Origin of the sequence: Stenotrophomonas indicatrix (assembly GCA_041545745.1) — a bacterium.
GTDB lineage: Bacteria > Pseudomonadota > Gammaproteobacteria > Xanthomonadales > Xanthomonadaceae > Stenotrophomonas > Stenotrophomonas indicatrix_A.
Genome location: CP168152.1, coordinates 3,905,483 through 3,925,425, shown reverse-complemented (window position 1 = coordinate 3,925,425; position 19,943 = coordinate 3,905,483). Strand labels below are relative to the sequence as shown.

Sequence of the window (19,943 nt, the reverse complement as noted above, 5' to 3'; positions counted from 1 at the left end):
TGCAGGACAGGAACCTCAGGGTAAACGAGATGACTACGCGCCCGGAAGCTGAACCATTGCCGCCGCTGCTGCGCCCATTCACGTGAGCATGACCGCAGCGCCACGTCTGCACTACAAGCACTTGGCGACACTGGGCGCACCCACCAGTAGGAGAACCAGACGATGAGCACCACGACCCGTACGCTGTTGGCTTCCGCCCTCACCCTGGGCCTGGCGCTGTCCTCCTCGGCCGCATTCGCCCAGGACACCGCAGCGAAGAGCCCGCCGAAAACCGATCATTCGGCGATGACCCATGCGGACCGCCATGATTCCAACGAGCCGGTCACAGACAGCTGGATCACCACCAAGGTCAAGGCCGATCTGCTCACCAGCAGCAATGTGCCGGGTACCGAAGTGAAGGTGGAAACGGTCAATGGCGTGGTCAGCCTGAGCGGCACCGTCGCTACCCAGGCCGAGCACGACAAGGCTGTCGCCACCGCCAAGGGCATCAAGGGTGTGACCCGCGTTGATGCTTCCGCGCTGAAGGTCAGTGCCGCCAAGCGTTGATCGACACCACAGGTTGCCAGCAGGGGCGCTCCCATGGGGTGCCCCTGTTTTGTGGTGTCGGGCCTGCTCGACGCGTACTGGTGGACGGCCCGCCTGATGGACCGATTACCCCAGAGGTGTGACCGGCTGCGCTATATTGCCGGTTCCGCTGCGGCCGATCCTGTCCGGATCGCACTCCCGCAGCTGAGCTGACGAGGAACTATGGCGCTGGTTTTCAGTGATGACATCTGGGATCGCTGGCGACTGCCTGCTCTGGCATTGGCAGCGGCAGCCATCATCGTGGTCCCGTGGTTGACCCTGCGCAAACTGCAGCAGGACAACGAGCTGGCCATGGGCTGGGTGACCCATACCCAGCAGGTGACCGTGGCCCTGCAGCAGCTGCAGACCGACGTGCGTGACATCGAATCGGCTGCGTTGACGCTGTCCAAAGGTGTGGATGCGCCAGGCCTGCGCGAGCGCATGGCCAAGTCCAACGATATCCCCGAGCGGCTGGCCGAACTGGGCCGGATGACTCGCGATAATCCCGACCAGCTGATCCGCATCGGCCGCATCCAGTCGATGCTGGAAGGCCGTATGGGGGTTGCGCGTGAGCTGGCCAGGTCCGAGCCGAACAGCGACCAGCGCGAGCTGGTGCAGGACCTGAGCACGCGCTACCCGATCCGCGGCCTGGTGGAAGAGCTGCAGGCCAGTGAGGAAGCGCTGCTGGCCCAGCGCGCCGCCCAGGCGGAGCGACAGAAGCGGCAGACCAACTTCGTGTCGTGGAGCTCGCTGTTGGTGCAGCTGGCGCTGCTCGGTCTGGTGCTGTGGCTGCTGCAACGGCAGATCGGCCGCCGCCTGCAGGCTGAACGGCAGTCGCAGCGCGCGGCTGCGCGCGCGGCGTCGGTGCTGCAGACCGTGCGCGAGCCGATCGTACTGCTGGATCGCGAGCTGCGCGTGCAGCTGCACAATCCCGCGTTCTCCGAGTTGTACGGGCTGCAGGATGAGCGCGCCGACGGTCTGCTGCTGGAAAATGTAGGCGAAGGCGCGTGGCGTGATCCGGTGGTTCGCCAGCGTCTGGCCGATGTGCTGCTGCGCGGCCGCGAGCTGTGGGATTTCGAACATGAACAACGCGGCGCCGATGGCATGTCCCGCTACATGCTGCTCAACGCGCGGCGCATGCCGCTGCCTGACACCGACGACGAAGTGGTGTTGCTGACCATCAGCGATGTGACCGTGCAGCGTGCGGTGCAGACACGCGTTGAAGAGCTGAACCGGCAGCTGGAAGGCAAGGTCGCCCAGGTCTCGGAGGTCAACCGTGAGCTGGAAGCATTCAGCTATTCGGTGTCGCACGACCTGCGGGCGCCGCTGCGCCATGTCGCCGGTTTCTCGGACAAGCTGTCGCGCCATCTGGGCGAGGCGGCCGACGAAAAGAGCCAGCACTACCTGGGGGTGATCTCCGGTTCAGCGCGGCGCATGGCCACGTTGATCGACGACCTGCTGGTCTATTCGCGCCTGGGCCGCGCCGCGATGCGCCAACAGACCGTGGACATGCAGTCGCTGGTGGCCGATACGCGCGCGATGCTCGACGCGAACGTGCAGAGCGAAGCCGAGAGCAGCGGCCACGCGCATCAGGTGGAGTGGAGCATCGCGCCGCTGCCGATCGTGGTGGGCGACGAAAACATGCTGCGCCAGGTCTGGCTGAACCTGCTGGGCAACGCGGTGAAGTACTCGGCCAACCGCGAGCCGGCGAAGGTCCGCGTGGACTACCAGCAGCAGCCCGATGGCGGTCATCAGTTCACGGTCAGCGACAATGGTGCAGGCTTTGACATGGCCTACGCCGGCAAGTTGTTCGGCGTTTTCCAACGCCTGCACAAGGCCAGCGACTACCCCGGCACCGGCATCGGCCTGGCCAGCGTGCGCAGGGTGCTGACCCGCCACGGCGGCCGCATATGGGCCGAGGCCGCACCGGATGCCGGCGCCACCTTCCACTTCTATCTTCCCCCCGTGCTCGACGCGGACAAACAGGGCCCCATCACATGACGACGCTGCGCACCATCCTCCTTGCCGAAGACAGCCCGGCCGACGCCGAAATGGCGATCGATGCGCTGCAGGAAGCGCGCCTGGCCAATCCCATCGTGCACGTCGAAGACGGCGTGGAAGTGATGGACTACCTGCTGCGCCGTGGCGCCTTCGCCAGCCGCGAAGAAGGCCTGCCGGCGGTGCTGCTGCTGGACATCAAGATGCCGCGCATGGATGGCCTGGAAGTGCTGCGGCAGATCCGCGAACACGATGAGCTGAAGCGGTTGCCGGTGGTGATCCTGTCCTCTTCACGCGAGGAAAGCGACCTGGCCCGCAGCTGGGACATGGGCGTCAACGCGTACGTGGTCAAGCCGGTGGACGTGGACCAGTTCTTCGGCGCAGTGCAGACCCTGGGCAAGTTCTGGGCACTGATCAACCAAGCTCCGGAGATCGAGTAAGCCCATGCCCCTGACCGGTCCCGCGCTCGACGCATTGCGCATCCTGCTGGTGGAAGATTCCCCCGAGGATGCCGAGCTGATGTCCGAACAGATGCTCGATGCGGGCCTTGAGGCCACGTTCGAGCGTGTCGAGAGCGCGGACGATCTACGCCGTGCGCTGGCGCGCTTCCAGCCGGACATCGTGCTGTCCGACCTGAGCATGCCGGGCTTTTCCGGCGACGACGCGCTGCGCATCGTGCGCGATGCGTTGCCGGAAGTGCCCTTCATCTTCGTCTCCGGCACCATGGGCGAGGAGAATGCGGTGGCGGCCCTGCAGAAGGGGGCCAACGATTACATCATCAAGCACCAGCCGGCACGCCTGCCGTCCGCCGTGGCGCGCGCGGTGCGTGAGGCACGCAGCGCCATCGAGCGCTCGCGGGTGGAAACCGAGCTGATGCGCGCGCAACGGCTGGAAAGCCTGTCGCTGCTGGCGGCGGGCCTGAGCCACGATCTGCGCAACATCCTGCAGCCGCTGCTGATCATGCCGGACCTGCTGAAAGCGCGTACCGAGGATCCGCAACTGCACCACTTGGCCGACGTGATCGCCGAGTGCGGTCGCCGTGGCCATGAGATGGCCGAATCGATGCTGTCGTTCGTGCGCGGTTCGCGCAAGGCCAGCGAACGCATCCACATCGATGACCTGTTCCAGGCCGTGGCGCTGCTGTTGCGCAGCAACGTGCCCGATGGCGTCCGCCTGGACCTGGTGGTCGAGGATGAGGGGCTGGTGGTCGATGCCAACTACACCGAACTGCAGCAGGTGTTGTTGAACCTGGCGCTCAATGCGATCCAGGCGATGCCCAATGGTGGCAACCTGAGCCTGACCGCCAGCCATGGTGGCCAGCGCGATGGCGAGGACTGGCTGCGCATCGCGGTGGTCGATGAAGGCACCGGCATGGATGCGGACACGCTGTCGCATCTGTTCAATCCATTCTTCACCACCAAGGCCAATGGCACCGGGCTGGGCCTGATTTCCTGCAAGCGCATCGTTGAAGGCGCCGGTGGCAGCATCCACGTCAACAGCCAGTTGGGGCAGGGCACCTGCTTCGAGCTGCGTTTGCCGATGCATGCCAGCGCCGAGGGCGGCGAACCGATCGAACAACTGGTGGCGCTGGGCAGTGGCCAGTCGATCCTGGTGGTCGATGGTGAAGCTACCCGCCTGTCGCTGCTGGGCAATGCGCTGTCCAGCCAGGGCTACCAGCTGCAGCTGGCCTCCGATGGCCCGGCCGCGCTGCGCTGGATGCAGCAGGAGGCGATGCCGGCGTTGGTGATTGCCGATGCCGGCTCCAAGCTGTTGTCGGCCAGCCAGTTGCTGGGCGAGATGGCCACGCTTGGGTATCGCGGTCCGGCGCTGATACTGGAAGATGCTGCCGGGGAAATGCCGGCGGATGTGTTCCCCGCAGGCATCGAGGTGCACCTGCTGCGCAAGCCGCTGCAGATGCAGCAGGTATTCCGCGCAGTGGCCGACGCACTCGGCTGATACAGGGGGGACGGCCGCTGGTCGGCATCCGCACAGGATTGGATCATTGTGGTTGCCGGCCAGCGGCCGGCACTACGGCTGCCCGGGTTCCCATGGAAACCGCGGCAGGCTTTCCACGGCCTGTTCCAGCCGCCGCGACCAGTTCTGGTGGATGTCGGCGTACAGCGGTGAATCGGCGCCCAGCCGCAGCTGCTGGCTGATCCGCAGTTCGCCGGCGCGCAGCAGCGCAAGGTCGACCGGCAGGCCCACCGACAGGTTGGAACGGATGGTCGAATCCAGAGAGACGATCGCGGTGCGCGCGGCATCTTCCAGGTGCGTGGACGGCGTCACGATGCGGTCCAGGATCGGCTTGCCGTACTTGGATTCACCGATCTGCAGATAGGGCGTTTCCGGCGAGGCAGCGATGGCGTTGCCCAGCGGGTAGACCATGTACAGGCCGGGCTGTTCGCCGGCAATCTGCCCGCCGAAGATCAGGGTCGCCTGGGTGTTCACCCCGTCATGGCCGTGTTCGGTGTGCTGGCTCTGCACCTGGCTGTCCACCAGCAGGGAGCCGACGTAGGCCGCAGCCTCGAACAGATGGGCCATGTCGCGCAGGTTCGGCGTGCGTCGCTCGTCAGCATCGCGCTTCAGCCGCGACACCAGCAACTGGGTTGTGGCCAGGTTGCCCGCAGCCATCATCACGTAGGCGGCCTGGCCGGGATATTCGAACACGTGCAGTTTGCGGTGCACGCGGACATCGTCCAGCGCAGCATTGGTGCGGGTGTCGGCGGCGAAGACCAGGCCCTCGTCCACCTCGATTCCAACGCAATAGGTCATGTCGGTGCCCTATCATATGCGTCCCGGATTGTAGGCAGGCCGTTGTGACGATGGCATGCCCGCGCTCCACCTGATTGCCGTCACCGGAACCGCATGACCACCGTGCTCCTGAGCCTGGGCAGCAACGTCCACCCCCGCCGCTACCTCCACGCTGCGGTGGCGGCCCTGCGCGAGCGCTTTGGTGCGCTGCAGGTGTCTGCCGCCTACCGTACCGCCGCCGTCGGTTTCGAGGGTCCGGCCTTCCTCAACAACGGCGTTGCCATCGAGACCGACCTGCCGCTGCAGGAGCTGGATGACTGGCTGCATGCACTGGAAGATGCGCACGGTCGTGACCGCAGCGGTCCGCGTTTCTCCGACCGGACCCTGGACGTCGATGTGGTGTTCTATGGCGACCTGGTGGTGGAAGGCCCCGGCCATCTGCGCATTCCACGCCCGGAACTGAAGCATGCGTTCGTGCTGAAGCCGCTGGCTGATATCGCCCCGGATTTCATCGATCCGGTCAGCGGCCTGGACCTGGCCACGCTGTGGCGCGCACACAAGCAGTATGGCGAAGTGTTCGAGACGGTCGAGCTGGACCCCGACGCGGTGGATTGACCCGACGCAGCCACCCATGGGGTGGCTCTACTGTAGAGCCACCCCATGGGTGGCTGAACGATCAGCTGACCGTACGCCCACCATCCACACGCAGGGTGTGGCCGGTGACGAAGCTGGCCTCGGCCGCCAGCCAGTACACCGCTTCGGCGATTTCCTCGACCGTGCCGATCCGCGCCAGCGGCGTGCGCGCCAGCAGCGCCTCGCGGGCGAAATCGTCCTTGCCCTGTTCCGGCCACAGGATCGCACCGGGCGCCACCGCATTCACCCGCACCTTCGGCGCCAGTTCCAGCGCCAGCGAGCGGGTCGCCATTTCCAGCGCCGCCTTGGCCATGGTGTAGGCGATGTGGTCTCGCATCGGGTCGGTGCCGTGCAGGTCGGTCAGGTTGACGATGCAGCCGTGCTGGCGGCGCAGGTACGGCGCGGCGGCCTGGGCCAGCAGCAGGGGGGCGCGCGCGTTGACCGCGTACAGCTCGTCCATCGCCTCGGCGGTGACCTGGCCGAGCGGGGTGGGGAAGAAGTTGGAGGCGTTGTTGACCAGCGCATCGAGGCGGCCGAAGTGGGCCACCGCCTGCTCGACCAGATCGGCCAGGGCGTCGGCGTCGCGCAGGTCGGCCTGCAACGCCAGCACGCTGCCGGGGCGCTCGTTGTCCAGGTTGAAGGCGGCCTGCTGCAGTTCGGCGCTGGAGGTATTGGCGTGCAGCACCACCGACCAGCCACAGGCGTGGAACTGGCGGGCGATGGCCGCGCCGATCCGGCGTGCGCTGCCGGTGATCAGGGCCACGGGGGCGGTGTCACTCATCGAGGGTCCTCCAAGGCTCGGCTATCCTGTGCACCATTGTCACCGCATTCGAAGACGCCATGCAGCCTACCTTCCCCCTGCCCGAAGCCGATGCCTTGGCCCACAGCGATCAACTGGCCGCCGCCCTGCGCGCCGAGATCCTCGCACAGGGCGGGGCGATGCCGTTCTCCCGCTTCATGGAGCTGTGCCTGTACACGCCGGGCTGGGGCTACTACAGCGCCGGCGCCAGCAAATTCGGCGGCAGCGGCGATTTCACCACCGCCCCCGAGCTGGGCAGCCTGTTTGCCGGCAGCGTGGCCAATGCGCTGGCGCCGGTGTTCGGCCAGCTCGATGCGCAGGCACGGATGCTGGAACTGGGTGGCGGTACCGGTGCCTTCGCCGAGGCGGTGCTGCTGCGCTTGGCCGAGCTGGACGCGTTGCCGGCCCGCTACGCGATCCTCGAACCCAGCGCGGACCTGCGCCAGCGCCAGCAGGAGCGTCTGCAGCAGAACCTGCCGCCTGAACTGGCCAGCCGGGTGGAATGGCTTGATCGCCCGTTCGAGGACGACTGGGACGGCGTGGTGTTCGCCAACGAGGTGATCGACGCGCTGCCGACACCGCGCTTCCTCATCAAGGACGGCGAGGTGTACGAGGAAACCGTCGAACTGGACGGGCAGGGCAACTTCATCCGTGGCGCGCAGCCGGCCGACGTCCTGCTCAACGGCGCGGTGCGCCATATCGAGCGCTACCTGGAAAAGCCCTTTGCCGATGGCTATCGTTCCGAGGTGCTGCCGCAGCTGCCGTACTGGCTGCAGGCAGTGGCCGGTGGCTTGCGCCGCGGCGCGATGCTGTTCGTGGATTACGGCTACAACCGGGGCGAGTTCTACCAGGAAGAGCGCGATGACGGCACCGTGCGCGCGTTCTACCGCCACCACGTGCACAACGAGATACATCGTTGGCCGGGCCTGCAGGACATCACCGCATCGGTCGATTTCACCGCCATGGCCGAGGCCGGCCTGCACGGCGGTTTCGAGCTGGCCGGCTACTGCAGCCAGGCCAGTTTCCTGCTCGGCAACGGCCTGGACCAGGTTCTGACCTTGGCCGAGGAGCGTACCGATGAAGTGGGCCGCATCCAGCTGCGCGACCAGGTGAAGAAGCTGACCCTGCCAACGGAGATGGGCGAGCGTTTCCAGGCCATTGGCCTGCAGCGCGACGTTGATTTCGAACCGGCCTTCGAACTGGGCGACCTGAGCTGGCGCCTGTGAGTGCAGCGTTGCCGGTGATCAAGCCGCTGCGGCGGCCACGCCTGTGGATCGCGTTGTGGGTGCTGGCGGTGTTGGCGGTGATCGTGGTCTGCCTGATTCCGCCGCCGCCGATTCCGCTGCCGGAAAACAGCGACAAGGGCGAGCATTTCCTGGCTTATTTCATCCTGGCCGGCAGCGCGGTGCAGTTGTTCCGGCGTGGCCGCCCACTGCTATGGGTGGGGGCTGGCCTGGTGCTGATGGGCGTCGGCATCGAATTCGCGCAGGGCGCGTTGACCAGCAACCGCATGGCCGATCCGATGGATGCGGTGGCCAACACCATCGGCGTGCTGGCGGGGATGGCCACCGCGTTGACCCCGCTGCGCGACATCCTGCTGCGCTGGCGGGGGTGAAGGCGTGCCAACCAGGGTTGGCACCTACCAGTAGATCCACGCCATGCGTGGATGAATCTTCCCGTCGCCAACCAAGGTTGGCACCTACCAGTAGATCCACGCCATGCGTGGATGAATCTTCCCGTCGCCAACCAAGGTTGGCACCTACCAGTAGATCCACGCCATGCGTGGATGAACCTCCCCGGCGCCAACCAAGGTTGGCACCTACCAGTAGATCCACGCCATGCGTGGATGAATCTTCCCGGCGCCAACCAAGGTTGGCACCTACCAGTAGATCCACGCCATGCGTGGATGAAACCTGCAACGGGCGGATCCGCCGTTATTTCCCCAGCGTCACCTCATCCAGCACCCACATCGCCGGGCGCGTGTCGCCGGTGAAGTTGATGCACAGATCACCCGTACCCGAGGTGCCCTTCGGCAGCACCGCGCGCAGCGTCACGAAGCCATCGGCATCGGTCTGCGCCGGCAGCGGCACCTGCGCCAGCACCTTGCCCGTGCAGTCGCCGCGGCGGATCAGCATTTCGCCGTGCGCGCTCCGGGCCTTCTCGAAGCGGCGCTTCGGCTCGTCGTGGGCCAGCTGGAAGTAGTACGGAATGCGACCCGCACGCACTTCCAGGCTGCCGATGCCATCGAGCTGTGCCTGCGGCCAACGCCAGCACGGCTGGAAGATATCGACGGTGAACACCGCACGCGCACCATCGCGCGGACCATCGTCTTCCAGGCGCAGTACCAGGCCCTTCTCGCCCACGCAGCTGCGCAGTTCTTCGCTGTGCCGCGACAGCAGCGACTGCGCGCTGTACGAGGCCACCGTCGGTTTCGCAGCCAGGGGCTGGCCCTGGTAGAACGCAGCTGCCTGCACCGTCGCGGGAAGCGTGGACGTCAACGGCTGCTGGTACAGCGGCGACTGCGCGGTCACCGGCTGACCGTCGTTGCTGTAGCGCACTTCATAGCCCAGCGGATTGGCCAGCGACACGGTCACCGTGTTTGCCGCGCGGTCATCTGTGTAGGCAACGCCTACGTCGAACGGCGTCTGCGCATACGCCAGGCCCCAGGCCCGGTAGCGCTGCAGCTGCGAGGGCAGGCGGGCCAGGAAGTCGCGGAAATCACGATGCTCCGGCGTGCTCCAGCCGGTCTCGGCCACGGCGGCCAGGCGCGGGAACAGGTTGTGCTGCAGACGTGCGTAGGTGCGCGTGTGCTCGGTGAACATGTTGGCCTGCAGGCCGAGGATGTGACCGCGCTTGTCGGCGGCCAGTTCGGCCGGCACCGGTTCGTAGTTGTAGAGCTTGGCCAGGTTCACCTGCGTCGGCCGGCCCGGCGGCTCGTTCGGCGAGGCGGTCTGCAGGTAATCCAGGTACAGGTGGCTGACCGGCGACATCACCACATCATGGCCCGCGCTGGCCGCAGCCAGTCCGCCTTCGGTACCGCGCCATGACATCACCGTGGCCTGCGGCGGCAAGCCGCCTTCAAGGATTTCGTCCCAGCCGATCAGGCGACGGTCGTGTTCTTCCAGGAAGGTCTCCAGGCGCTTGATGATGTGGCTCTGCATGGCCATCTCATCCTTGATGCCGAGCGCGCGCATGCGCTGCTGCACCTGTTCTGACGCCTCCCACTGGTCCTTCACTGCTTCGTCGCCACCCACGTGCACGTACCTGGCCGGGAACAGGGCGATGACTTCTTCCAGCACGTTCTCCAGGAAAGTGACGGTGCCGTCCTCGACGTTGAACAGGTTCGGGAACACGCCCCATTCGCTCAACGGCTTCAGTGGCGTGTCGATCGTGCCCAGTTCCGGATAGGCAGCGATGGCAGCGGTGGCGTGGCCGGGGACATCGATCTCCGGAATCACCTGGATGTGCAGCTTTGCGGCGTAGGCGATCACTTCGCGGATCTGATCCTGCGTGTAGAAGCCGCAGTACGGATGTTCCTTGCCGCTGACCGGATCGATGCCGCCGTCACCGGCCGGCAGGCGGCAGCTGCCGACTCCGGTCAGCTTCGGGTAGCGCTTGATCTCCATGCGCCAGCCCTGGTCGTCGGTCAGGTGCCAATGGAACGTGTTGAGCTTGTGCGCGGCCATCGCATCGAGCACGCGCTTGATCTCGTCCAGGCTCTGGAAGTGGCGCGCCGAGTCGAGCATGAAGCCACGCCAGCTGAAACGCGGCGCATCCTGGATCTGCACGGCCGGCAGCACGCCGTTGCTGCCGCCGGTGGCGAGCTGGGCCAGCGTAGTGGCGCCGTAGAACAGGCCGGTCTCGTTGCCGGCCTGCACCAGCACGCCCTGCGCGGTGCTTTCCAGTGTGTAGCCCTCGCCGCTGTCGCGGAAGGTCGGCACGATCTGGAAGCGGATGCTGCCGCTCTTGGCGGCGGCCTTGCCGTTGGCCACCGCCAGGCGCGGCCCACCACTGCGCGCCAGCAGGTCGGCGAACTGAGCGGCGACACGCTGTGCGGCTTCGCCATCGGCATGCAGCACGGTGCCCGCGGCGATGGTGATGCCCGCGCCGTTGCCGCGCTGCACGTTGGCCGGTGCGGGAATCAACATCAGGCTGCCGGCGCGCAGCTGCGGGCCGGGGCCGGTATCGAGTGCCGGGGCATCGGCGGCCAGCGCCGGCAGCACGGGCAGGGCGGCCAGCAGGCTGCCCAGCAACAGAAGGCTGCGCATCCTGGCGCGGGTGGGCTTCGTCATCGGAAGGACTCCTTGGATCGGGTGCGATGTTCGCTATACATGAAAAACGCCGGGCCCGGAATGACCCAGGCCCGGCGTGCGTGCACGACTCGGCGATGAAGCTGCCGCTGGATCAGTACTTGAAGCGGAAGTTCAGGTAGTACTGGCGACCGTTGCTGTAGAACGAGGTCGGAATGGCTGCGGTCTGGTAGTACTTGTAGGTCGGGTTGTTGAGGTTCAGGCCATCCAGGCTGATGCTCAGCCAGTCGGTGGCCTTGAAGCTCAGCGACGCCGACAGCGTGCCGAAGTCATCCTGGTAGTACGGGTTGGTGCCCGACAGGCTGATCAGGAACGAAGAACGGTGGGTGTAGCTGACCCGCGCGCCGAAGCGCTCGTTCTCGAAATACGCACCCACGTTGTAGGTGTTCTTCGAGGTGCCCAGCAGGTTGTGCGAACCATCGGACCAGGTGTGCGCGGTGCTGCCGTTGGCGTAGGTGTAGTTGGCGTTGACGCCGAAGTACTCGCCGATCGGCTGCTCGTAGGCCACTTCCACGCCGGTGACCTTGCCGTCGGCATTGATCGGGGTGGAGATCTGGTAGGTCTCAAGCTGGTTGGTCAGTTCGCTGTACAGCTGGCGCGAGACCACGTCGAAGGCGATGTAGTCCTTCAGGTCCATGTGGTAAGCGCCGACCGACAGCAGGCCGCGCGGCATGAAGTACCACTCCAGGTTCGCATCCAGGTTGGTGGACAGGGTCGGCTTCAGGTTCGGATTGCCGCCACCGCCGGTCCGGTTCAGGTCCGAACCGTACGACGATGCGCCCAGCGCCGAGTAGTCCGGCAGGGTCTGGGTCTGCGAAGCGGCCACGCGCAGCACGAGGTTGTCGTCCAGATCGAACTTGATGTTGGCGCTGGGCAGCACACGGTTGCGCTTGTTCTGGAACGCGACGCGTTCCCACATGCCGAACAGGCTGCTCACATCTGCATCGGCAGCATTGCTGACCGCGTTGTAGGTATCGATGTCCTGCTTGATGTTGACGTAGCGCAGGCCCAGGTTGCCGCTCCACCAGTCACCGCGGAAGTTGGCCTGCACGTAGCCGGCGAAGTTGCGTTCCTTCACCCGCCACTCGGCACCGTAGTTGTGGCGACCGTCCGGGCCGTCGTTGCCCGCCAGCCAGGTGGAGTTGTTGGTCACCGCATCCTTCAGCGCACCCGGGGTGAAGTACCAGATGTTGCGCGGGAAGGTGCCGCCGATATCACCAGCGAAACCGTTCGGATAGTTGGAGGTGGCACCGTTCTTCAGCGCACTCCAGATATCACCCGGGGTTGCACCTTCCGGCGACAGCGCTTCGCGCTTGTGGTCGGCGAAGCGCAGGCCGAAGTCGATGGAGCTCAGCACGCCGCCGTCGTTGAAGTACTGGTTGAAGTCGAGCGTGGCCCACTTCTCCTTGTCTTCTGCGGTGACCTGCTGGTTGCCCCAGGTGCCGAAGCTGGTGACGCCATTGGGCGAGAGGTCGCCGCCGACGTTCCAATCGATCGGCGAGCCGGCGCCATGGGTAGCCCAGCTGGCGCCACCGCCGCCGCCGACGGTCACCTCGGCGATGTACTGGCGCGGGGTTTCGCCGGTGCCCTTGGTGCTGCCGGCCTGGAACTTGGCGGTCAGGCTGTCGCTGATCTGCCAATCGGCATCGAAGGTCACATAGCTCGACTTGGCCTTCGACTCGCGGTAGATCATGTCGTACACGGCGTAGTTGGTGCCCGGCCTGCCCGTGTAGGTGGCATTGGTCAGCACGCCATCCTTCACCACATAGCCCGGATCCGGTGCCTGCGACTTGGCGAAGTTGTTGCCGAACATCATGAAGTTGCGGTTGTAGTTGTTCGCCTTCAGCTCGGAGCTGAAACCGTTCAGGCCCAGGGTGAGGGTGTCGGTCGGCTTGAACTGCAGCGAGACCAGGCCACCCCTGCGTTCACGGGTCTGTTCGAACAGGGTCGAACCCAGCAGGCCGGGAACGTTGACGCCGACCAGGTCCGGATTGGTCAGGGCCACCGGGTCGTCGGCGCCGATCTTGAAGAAGCCACCCGGAATTTCCTGCGCTTCACGGCGCAGCTCGCGCTTCTGGCTGAAGCCCTGCACCATCACGCCGAAGGTGCCTTCATCGTTCTTGTAGTTGAACAATGCCGAGTACTGCGGGTCGTTCGACTTGGCCTGGTCCGAACGCACCATGCCGATCGAGCCTTCCGCAGTGAACTGCTTGGAGAACTCCAGCGGCTTGCGGGTGATGATGTTGACGGTACCGGTGGTGCCACCGTCCTGCAGCTTGGCCTGCGAGGACTTGTTCACTTCCACCGAGCTGACCAGTTCCGACGGCAGCAGCGAGTAGCTGACGCTGCGGCCGACGTTGTTGCCCTGGCTGAGCACGAACCAATCGGCCGAACCGACGGTGTGGCCATTGATCAGGGTCTGGGTGAGGCTGGGGCTGGTGCCGCGCAGGCTGACACGGTCGGCTTCGTCGAAGCCGCCTTCATCGGCGCTGGACGAGCTGATGTTGACGCCCGGCAGGCGCTGCAGGGTGTCGGCAACGTTGTGTGCCGGCAGCTTGCCCACGTCTTCGGCGGTGACCACTTCCACGCGCGCATTGGCTTCGCGCTTGGTGTCCAGCGACTTTTCCATCGAACCGCGGATACCGGTAACGGTGACGGTGTCCAGATCGGTGGCGGTCGGGGCGGCCTGCTGCGCGTGCGCACTGAAGGCGATGCAGCTGACGATGGCGGCCGAAAGCAAGGTCTTGCGGGTATTCATGATGTCTCTCCTCATCACTCGATTGGATGCCGGCGGCGATATGGGATTGCGGTTGCGATGACGTGCGCGGGGCGGCGGCGATGTCCCGGGCAGTGGCGTGCCACGTACTGCGTGCTGCGATTGCGTTGAAGCCGTTTGCAGGTTCAGGCGTCGGCGTGGAGCAGGTACCAGCTGGCAGCGCCGATCACGCCCAGCTGTCCGTGTTCGACCACCTTCACCGGGATGCGTGCCAGCGCCTCGCCCATCGGCCCCTTCTGCAGATAGCGTTCGACGAAGGTGCTGGTACGCAGGTACTCGCGGATCTGCGGCAGGATTCCACCGGCCAGGTAAACCCCGCCGTGGGCGCCATAGAACAGGGCCATGTCGCCGATGGTGCTGCCGAGCAGGCCGCAGAAGACATCCAGCGCCTGCCGTGCCAACGGATCGGTGGCGGCCATCGCCGCGGCGGTAACCGCATCGGGGCTGGCCAGCGCCGGTGCCTGGTCCTGCAGGGCGCAGATCGCGCGGTACAGGTTCATCAGGCCGGGGCCGGAGATCGCATGTTCGATCGACACATGCGCGCGGTCGCGCTGCATGTGGCGGACGATCGCCATTTCCAGTTCGGTGCTGGCGGCCAGGGTCGGCTGGCCGGCTTCGGTGGCCAGGACCACCGGGCCGTTGGCCGTGGGAATCCACAACGCTGCACCCAGGCCGGTGCCGGGGCCGACCACCAGCGTCGGGCCGCGCGGTGCACTGTCCGGGCCACACAGGTGCAGCACGCCACTGGCATCGACCTGCGCGGCGGCATAGGCCACAGCTTCGAAGTCGTTGACGATGTGTACCCGATGCAGGCCGACGTCGGCCTCGATCTGCCGGGCCGACAACGGCCATGGCACGTTGGCGGTGATCACCGTGCCGTCTTCGCGGGCATAGCCGGCGGTGGCCACCACGCAGTGCGACGGGCGCGGGCCTTCGGCCAGGAAGTCGGCAAGGATCGCGCTGAGCCCGGCATGGTCGGCGTTGCGGTACTTGCGGTAATCGAGCACCTGCACCGGATGGGCATCGTCGCCGCTGGCCTGGACCCGGGCGACACGCACATGGGTGCCGCCAACGTCGGCAGCCAGGAACGAGGGCGCGACGCGGGACAGGACATGGGCCGGGGCGGGATGGCTGGCGGTCACGCGGGCTCCTGCTGCAGGTGGGGCCGGCCCCGGGAAGGGCGACGATGGAGCCGGCGATTGGGCGGAGTCTGTAACCGCGTTGACAACGATGTCAACGAGTTCGTGACACTTTCGTTGCTGCGCCGCAACGAATGCAGATCGCCGTAAACGTTTACATGGCGTGAATGCGGCGCCCTCGGCGGAACCGTTGCAGCAAGGGGCTTCAAGGGCCAAGCGCATTCAGCGGATGGCCGTGCAACGCGCTTGCGCAGTGCAGCATGAGGTCCGGTGACCCGTGCACGGAAGTTGACAAACGGTCGCTGTCCATCGAAAGAATGTGACAACGTTGTTCCCAGCCACTCTCCGACGCCGTGTTCTGCGGCCGTCGCCGCAGGAGCCTTCCTGATGTCAGCCGTCCCCGCTGCAAGCGCACGCCCGAACGTGGCCTCGTCCATCGCCATCGTCGGCGTGCTGTTTTTCCTGATCGGCTTCTTCACCTGGCTCAACGGCCCGTTGATCACCTTCGTCAAACTCGCCTTCGAGCTGAGCGAGGTCGGCGCCTTCCTGGTGCTGATGGTGTTCTACCTGTCCTACTTCTTCCTGGCCCTGCCGGCGTCGTGGATCCTGCGCCGCACCGGCATGAAGAAGGGGCTGAGCCTGAGCCTGCTGGTGATGGCCGGCGGCGCCGCGTTGTTCGGTGAATTCGCTACCCAGCGCTGGTATCCCGGCGCGCTCGGTGGCCTGTTCGTGATCGGTAGTGGACTTGCCTTGCTGCAGACCGCGATCAACCCGTACATCTCCATCCTCGGCCCGATCGAAACCGCCGCACGGCGCATCGCGATGATGGGCATCTGCAACAAGATTGCAGGCATCCTGGCGCCGATATTGATCGGTACCCTGGTGCTGCATGGCATCGGTGACCTCGACGCGCAGGTGCAGGCCGCCGATGCGGCCACCAAGACCACGCTGCTCAACCAGTTCGCGGCCAAGATCCACGCGCCATACCTGGCCATGGCCGGCTTGCTGGTGGTGCTGGCGGTCGCGGTATTGTTCTCGCCGCTGCCCGAAATCAAGGCCTCCGAGGCCAATGCCACCCCGGCCGGCGCACCGGGCAAGGCCGAGCGCAGCAGCATCTTCCAGTTCCCGCACCTGTGGCTGGGCGTGCTGTGCCTGTTCGTCTATGTCGGCGTGGAAGTGATGGCCGGCGATGCCATCGGTACCTACGGTCACGGCTTCGACCTGCCGCTGGACCAGACCAAGATGTTCACTGCGGTCACCCTGTTTGCCATGCTCATCGGCTACGTGGTCGGCCTGGCGTTGATCCCGCGAGTGGTCTCGCAGTCGCGCTACCTGACCGTCTCGGCGGTACTGGGCGTGGTGTTCTGCCTGGGCGCCTTCTTCACCCATGGCTATGTGTCGGTCGCCTTCGTGGCCCTGCTGGGCTTTGCCAACGCAATGATGTGGCCGGCGATCTTCCCGCTGGCGATCCGTGGCCTGGGCCGCTTCACCGAAACCGGTTCGGCGCTGCTGGTGATGGGCATTGCCGGCGGCGCGATCATTCCGCAGCTGTTCGCCGTGCTCAAGCAGCACATCGACTTCCAGCTGGTGTTCCTGCTGCTGATGGTGCCGTGCTACCTGTACATCCTGTTCTACTCGGTGGTCGGCCATCGCGTCGGCCTGCCGCAGGACAAGGGCTGATCGGCGATGATGGACGGCAGCCAACCCCAGGAAAAGCCGATGCGCAGAGCGACCATCAAGGACGTTGCCGAAAAGGCCAAGGTCTCGCTGAAGACGGTGTCGCGGGTGATCAACAACGAGCCGTCGGTGATGCAGGCCACCCGTGCGCGGGTGCTGCGTGCCATCGCCGAGCTCGACTACGAACCCGATCCCTCCGCGCGCAACCTGCGCAGCGGCACCACCTTCGTGATCGGGCTGGTGTACGACAACCCGAACCCCTACCACATCATCGGCGTGCAGAACGGCGTGCTCGCCGCCTGCCGCGAAACCGGCTTCGGCCTGCAGATCCATCCGTGCGATTCCAGTTCGCCGCTGCTGGCCGATGAACTGGCCGACTGGGTGCAGCGTTCGCGCCTGGCCGGGCTGGTGCTGACCGCGCCGATGTCCGAACGTCGCGACCTGGTCCAGGCGCTCACTGCGCGTGGCATCAAGCTGGTGCGGATCATCGCGGCCACCGAAGATCCGGCCGATGGCGCCTGCGTGTTCGTTGACGACCGCGAAGCCGCCTACGAAATCACCGAACACCTGATCCAGCTGGGCCACCAGCGCATCGGCTTCCTCTGGGGTGGCACCTCGCACCGGTCGTCGGGCGAGCGCTACGCCGGTTACGAGGCTGCGCTGAAGGACTACGGCATGACCGTGGACAAGCATCTGGTGGTGCAGGGCGACTACACCTTCGATGACGGCTTCCGCGGTGCGCGGCGCCTGCTGGCACTGCGCGAACCGCCCACCGCCATCTTCGGTTCCAACGATGAAATCGCCGCCGGCGTGCTGGCCGCAGCGAAGTCGGCCGGCATGAACGTGCCCTACGATCTGTCCATCGCCGGCTTCGAGGACAGCCCGTTCTCGCGCCAGTCGTGGCCGCCGCTGACCACCGCCAAGCAGGCCACCGAAGACATCGCCCGCCATGCCGCGCGCCTGCTGATCGCGCAGCTGCGCAGTGATGCCTACGACGATGCGCCGGCGCCGCTGCACAACCAGGGCTTCGTGCCACAGCTGGTGGTGCGCGGCTCGACTGCACCGATGCGGCCTGCCGCTGCCCGTCCCCTTCCTTCCGATCCTTCCTGAGCCTGCCATGTCGCTGTCCGACCCCACCGCCACCCTGATGTTCGCCGAGGCCGCTGAAGCGGCCGACGTCGTTGCCCGTCAGTTCGCCCGCAATCATGCCGTGATGGAAACGCTGGCAGCCAGCCTGCGCGCTGCGCCGCCGCCGTTCGTGGTGACCTGCGCACGTGGCAGCTCCGACCATGCTGCGACCTACGGCAAGTACCTGCTGGAAACCCAGCTGGGCCTGGTCGTCGCTTCGGCTTCACCGTCGGTGGGTTCGGTCTACGCCGCACCACTGCAGCTGCGCGGTGCGTTGTTCATCGTCATTTCGCAGTCCGGCAAGAGCCCGGACCTGCTGCGCAATGCCGAGGCGGCCAAGGCCGCTGGCGCGCGCGTGGTGGCGCTGGTCAACGTCGAGGATTCGCCGCTGGCACAGCTTGCCGACACGGTCATCCCGCTGCATGCGAGCGTGGAGAAAAGCGTGGCGGCGACCAAGAGTTACCTCGCCTCGTTGTCCGCGCTGCTGCAGCTGGCCGCGTACTGGAAGCAGGACAGCGCGCTGCGCAATGCGCTGGACCTGCTGCCCGATGCGATGCGCGAGGCCTGGCAGTGCGACTGGAGCGCAGTGACCGATGGCCTGGTGGAGGCCAACAACCTGTTCGTGCTCGGCCGTGGCCTTGGCCTCGGCGCAGCGCAGGAGGCGGCGCTGAAGTTCAAGGAAACCTGCAGCCTGCACGCCGAGGCCTACAGCTCGGCTGAGGTCAAGCACGGGCCGATGGCGCTGGTCGATCGCGGCTTCCCGGTGCTGGCCTTCGCCCAGCCTGATGAAACCGCTGCCGGCACCCGCGCCGTGGCCGAAGAATTCACCGCACGTGGCGCCCAGGTATGGCTGGCCGGTGCCGGCGGCAACCTGCCCGTCGCTGCTGCGCCGCATCCGCTGTGCGCGCCGCTGCTGACGGTGCAGAGCTTCTATCGCGCGATCAATGCACTGGCGCTGCGCCGCGGCTTCAACCCGGATCTGCCGCCGCATCTGAACAAGGTTACGGAGACGGTGTGATGGCAACCGTGCTGCGCAATGCCCGCATTCTTGCCGGCGAGGAGTTCCGCGACGATCTCGCGGTGGTGATGGAAGACGGCCACATCAGCGCGCTGCTGCCCGACGCTGCGCCGCAGCTGGGCACGGCCGACGAGCAGGTGGACCTGGGCGGCGGCTGGCTGCTGCCCGGCTTCATCGATGTGCAGGTCAATGGCGGTGGTGGTGCGCTGTTCAACAACACGCCCGACGTGGCGTCGCTGCGCACGATTGCGCGTGCGCATCGCCGCTTCGGCACCACCGCGATGCTGCCGACCCTGATCAGCGATGACCTCGGTGTGATGCGCGAGGCGATCGCTGCGATGCGCGAGGCCATTGCACAGGGCGTGCCGGGCGTGATCGGCATCCACCTGGAAGGGCCGTACATCGCACCGGCGCGCAAAGGCACGCACGATGCCAGCAAGTTCCGCGTGCCGGACGCGGAAGAGATCGAACTGGTGTCGTCGCTGGACAACGGCGTGACCCTGCTGACCCTGGCGCCGGAGCGCGTGCCGCTGGAGACCATCCGCGCGCTGGTCGAACGCGGGGTGATCGTCGCCGCCGGTCACACCGCCGGTACCTATGAAGAGATCCGTGCCGGCCTCGATGCCGGCATTCGTGGCTTCACTCATCTGTACAACGCGATGTCGCCGCTGCAAGGGCGCGAGCCCGGTGCGGTCGGCGCGGCGCTGGAAGATCGCGACAGCTGGATCGGCATCATCGCCGATGGCGTGCACGTGCATCCGGCCAGCCTGCGCGTGGCGCTGGCAGCCAAGCCGCGTGGCCGTCTGCTGCTGGTGACCGATGCGATGCCGCCGGTCGGTGCCGACGATCCCAGCTACGTGCTGTATGGCGAAACCATCACTGCCATCGACGGCGTGGTGCGCAACGCCGCCGGCTCGCTGGCCGGTTCGGCGCTGGACATGGCCACCGCCGTGCGCAACACCGTGCAGCTGCTGCACCAGCCGCTGGCCGAGGCTGCGCGCATGGCCTCGACCTATCCGGCGCAGTTCCTCAATGTCGATGATCGCCTGGGTCACATCGCCGAGGGCTACCAGGCCGACCTGGTGCTGCTGGACGACGCGCTGCAGGTGCGTGGTACGTGGATCGCCGGCCAGTACGAGGCGGCCTGACG

The 19,943-nt window shown here is 66.2% G+C and carries 16 protein-coding genes; 11 read left to right on the top strand and 5 right to left on the bottom strand.

Annotated elements, in window-relative coordinates; all coding sequences use genetic code 11:
- Positions 1–162 precede the first annotated feature (162 nt).
- The 4 genes from ACEF39_RS17835 to ACEF39_RS17820 all read left to right on the top strand — a co-directional run bounded on the left by ACEF39_RS17835 (position 163) and on the right by ACEF39_RS17820 (position 4,518).
- Positions 163–546, top strand: a complete 384-nt coding sequence (locus ACEF39_RS17835) for a BON domain-containing protein (RefSeq protein ID WP_500286033.1) — start codon at positions 163–165, stop codon at positions 544–546.
- Between the two features lie 201 nt (positions 547–747).
- Entirely contained in the window at positions 748–2,565 is a 1,818-nt protein-coding gene (locus tag ACEF39_RS17830; RefSeq protein ID WP_500286032.1) for a sensor histidine kinase, read from the top strand.
- On the top strand, positions 2,562–3,002 hold the full coding sequence (locus tag ACEF39_RS17825; protein ID WP_025878695.1) for a response regulator: 441 nt from the start codon (positions 2,562–2,564) through the stop codon (positions 3,000–3,002). The genes ACEF39_RS17830 and ACEF39_RS17825 overlap by 4 nt, the downstream gene beginning before the upstream one ends.
- Positions 3,003–3,006: 4 nt before the next feature.
- A complete protein-coding gene (locus ACEF39_RS17820; RefSeq protein WP_500286031.1) occupies positions 3,007–4,518 on the top strand; it encodes a two-component system sensor histidine kinase NtrB in 1,512 nt (503 codons plus the stop codon).
- 72 nt (positions 4,519–4,590) lie between these two features.
- On the opposite strand, the gene ACEF39_RS17815 is transcribed toward ACEF39_RS17820, so the two are convergent.
- A complete protein-coding gene (locus tag ACEF39_RS17815; protein WP_500286030.1) occupies positions 4,591–5,334 on the bottom strand; it encodes a proteasome-type protease in 744 nt (247 codons plus the stop codon).
- 93 nt (positions 5,335–5,427) lie between these two features.
- Here ACEF39_RS17815 and folK point away from each other — a divergent pair, with 93 nt between their 5' ends.
- Positions 5,428–5,928: a 2-amino-4-hydroxy-6-hydroxymethyldihydropteridine diphosphokinase gene (gene folK / locus ACEF39_RS17810; protein WP_500286029.1), complete on the top strand. Its 501-nt coding sequence runs from the start codon at positions 5,428–5,430 to the stop codon at positions 5,926–5,928.
- Between the two features lie 61 nt (positions 5,929–5,989).
- Here folK and ACEF39_RS17805 read toward each other — a convergent pair whose 3' ends face one another.
- Entirely contained in the window at positions 5,990–6,727 is a 738-nt protein-coding gene (locus ACEF39_RS17805; protein WP_500286028.1) for a pteridine reductase, read from the bottom strand.
- A 59-nt stretch (positions 6,728–6,786) separates the two neighbouring features.
- Between ACEF39_RS17805 and ACEF39_RS17800 the strand changes: the two genes are divergently transcribed.
- Together ACEF39_RS17800 and ACEF39_RS17795 are read left to right on the top strand one after the other, a co-directional pair.
- Positions 6,787–7,971 carry a class I SAM-dependent methyltransferase gene (locus ACEF39_RS17800; RefSeq protein WP_500286027.1) on the top strand — a complete coding sequence of 395 codons (1,185 nt, stop codon included), beginning with the start codon at positions 6,787–6,789 and terminating at the stop codon, positions 7,969–7,971.
- Positions 7,968–8,360: a VanZ family protein gene (locus ACEF39_RS17795; RefSeq protein WP_500286026.1), complete on the top strand. Its 393-nt coding sequence runs from the start codon at positions 7,968–7,970 to the stop codon at positions 8,358–8,360. The genes ACEF39_RS17800 and ACEF39_RS17795 overlap by 4 nt, the downstream gene beginning before the upstream one ends.
- Before the next feature lie 319 nt (positions 8,361–8,679).
- Here ACEF39_RS17795 and ACEF39_RS17790 read toward each other — a convergent pair whose 3' ends face one another.
- From ACEF39_RS17790 to ACEF39_RS17780, 3 genes are all read right to left on the bottom strand, one after another.
- Complete coding sequence (locus ACEF39_RS17790; protein ID WP_500286025.1) at positions 8,680–11,037, bottom strand: beta-N-acetylhexosaminidase; 2,358 nt, start codon at positions 11,035–11,037, stop codon at positions 8,680–8,682.
- Between the two features lie 112 nt (positions 11,038–11,149).
- The gene (locus ACEF39_RS17785; protein ID WP_500286024.1) at positions 11,150–13,813 is read right to left on the bottom strand and encodes a TonB-dependent receptor; all 2,664 of its coding nucleotides are present in this window, start codon (positions 13,811–13,813) and stop codon (positions 11,150–11,152) included.
- A gap of 143 nt (positions 13,814–13,956) precedes the next feature.
- A complete protein-coding gene (locus ACEF39_RS17780; RefSeq protein ID WP_500286023.1) occupies positions 13,957–14,973 on the bottom strand; it encodes a glucokinase family protein in 1,017 nt (338 codons plus the stop codon).
- A gap of 384 nt (positions 14,974–15,357) precedes the next feature.
- Between ACEF39_RS17780 and ACEF39_RS17775 the strand changes: the two genes are divergently transcribed.
- Genes ACEF39_RS17775 through nagA form a run of 4 tightly spaced genes read left to right on the top strand, consistent with a single transcriptional unit; the run spans position 15,358 to position 19,941 of the window.
- A complete protein-coding gene (locus ACEF39_RS17775; RefSeq protein ID WP_500286022.1) occupies positions 15,358–16,650 on the top strand; it encodes a sugar MFS transporter in 1,293 nt (430 codons plus the stop codon).
- A gap of 39 nt (positions 16,651–16,689) precedes the next feature.
- A complete protein-coding gene (locus ACEF39_RS17770) occupies positions 16,690–17,757 on the top strand; it encodes a LacI family DNA-binding transcriptional regulator (protein WP_025878684.1) in 1,068 nt (355 codons plus the stop codon).
- Between the two features lie 7 nt (positions 17,758–17,764).
- Positions 17,765–18,793 carry an SIS domain-containing protein gene (locus ACEF39_RS17765; RefSeq protein ID WP_500286021.1) on the top strand — a complete coding sequence of 343 codons (1,029 nt, stop codon included), beginning with the start codon at positions 17,765–17,767 and terminating at the stop codon, positions 18,791–18,793.
- Positions 18,793–19,941, top strand: coding sequence for an N-acetylglucosamine-6-phosphate deacetylase (gene nagA, locus ACEF39_RS17760; protein ID WP_500286020.1), 1,149 nt, complete (start codon positions 18,793–18,795; stop codon positions 19,939–19,941). Before ACEF39_RS17765 ends, nagA begins: the two co-directional genes overlap by 1 nt.
- The last annotated feature ends 2 nt before the right edge of the window (positions 19,942–19,943 follow it).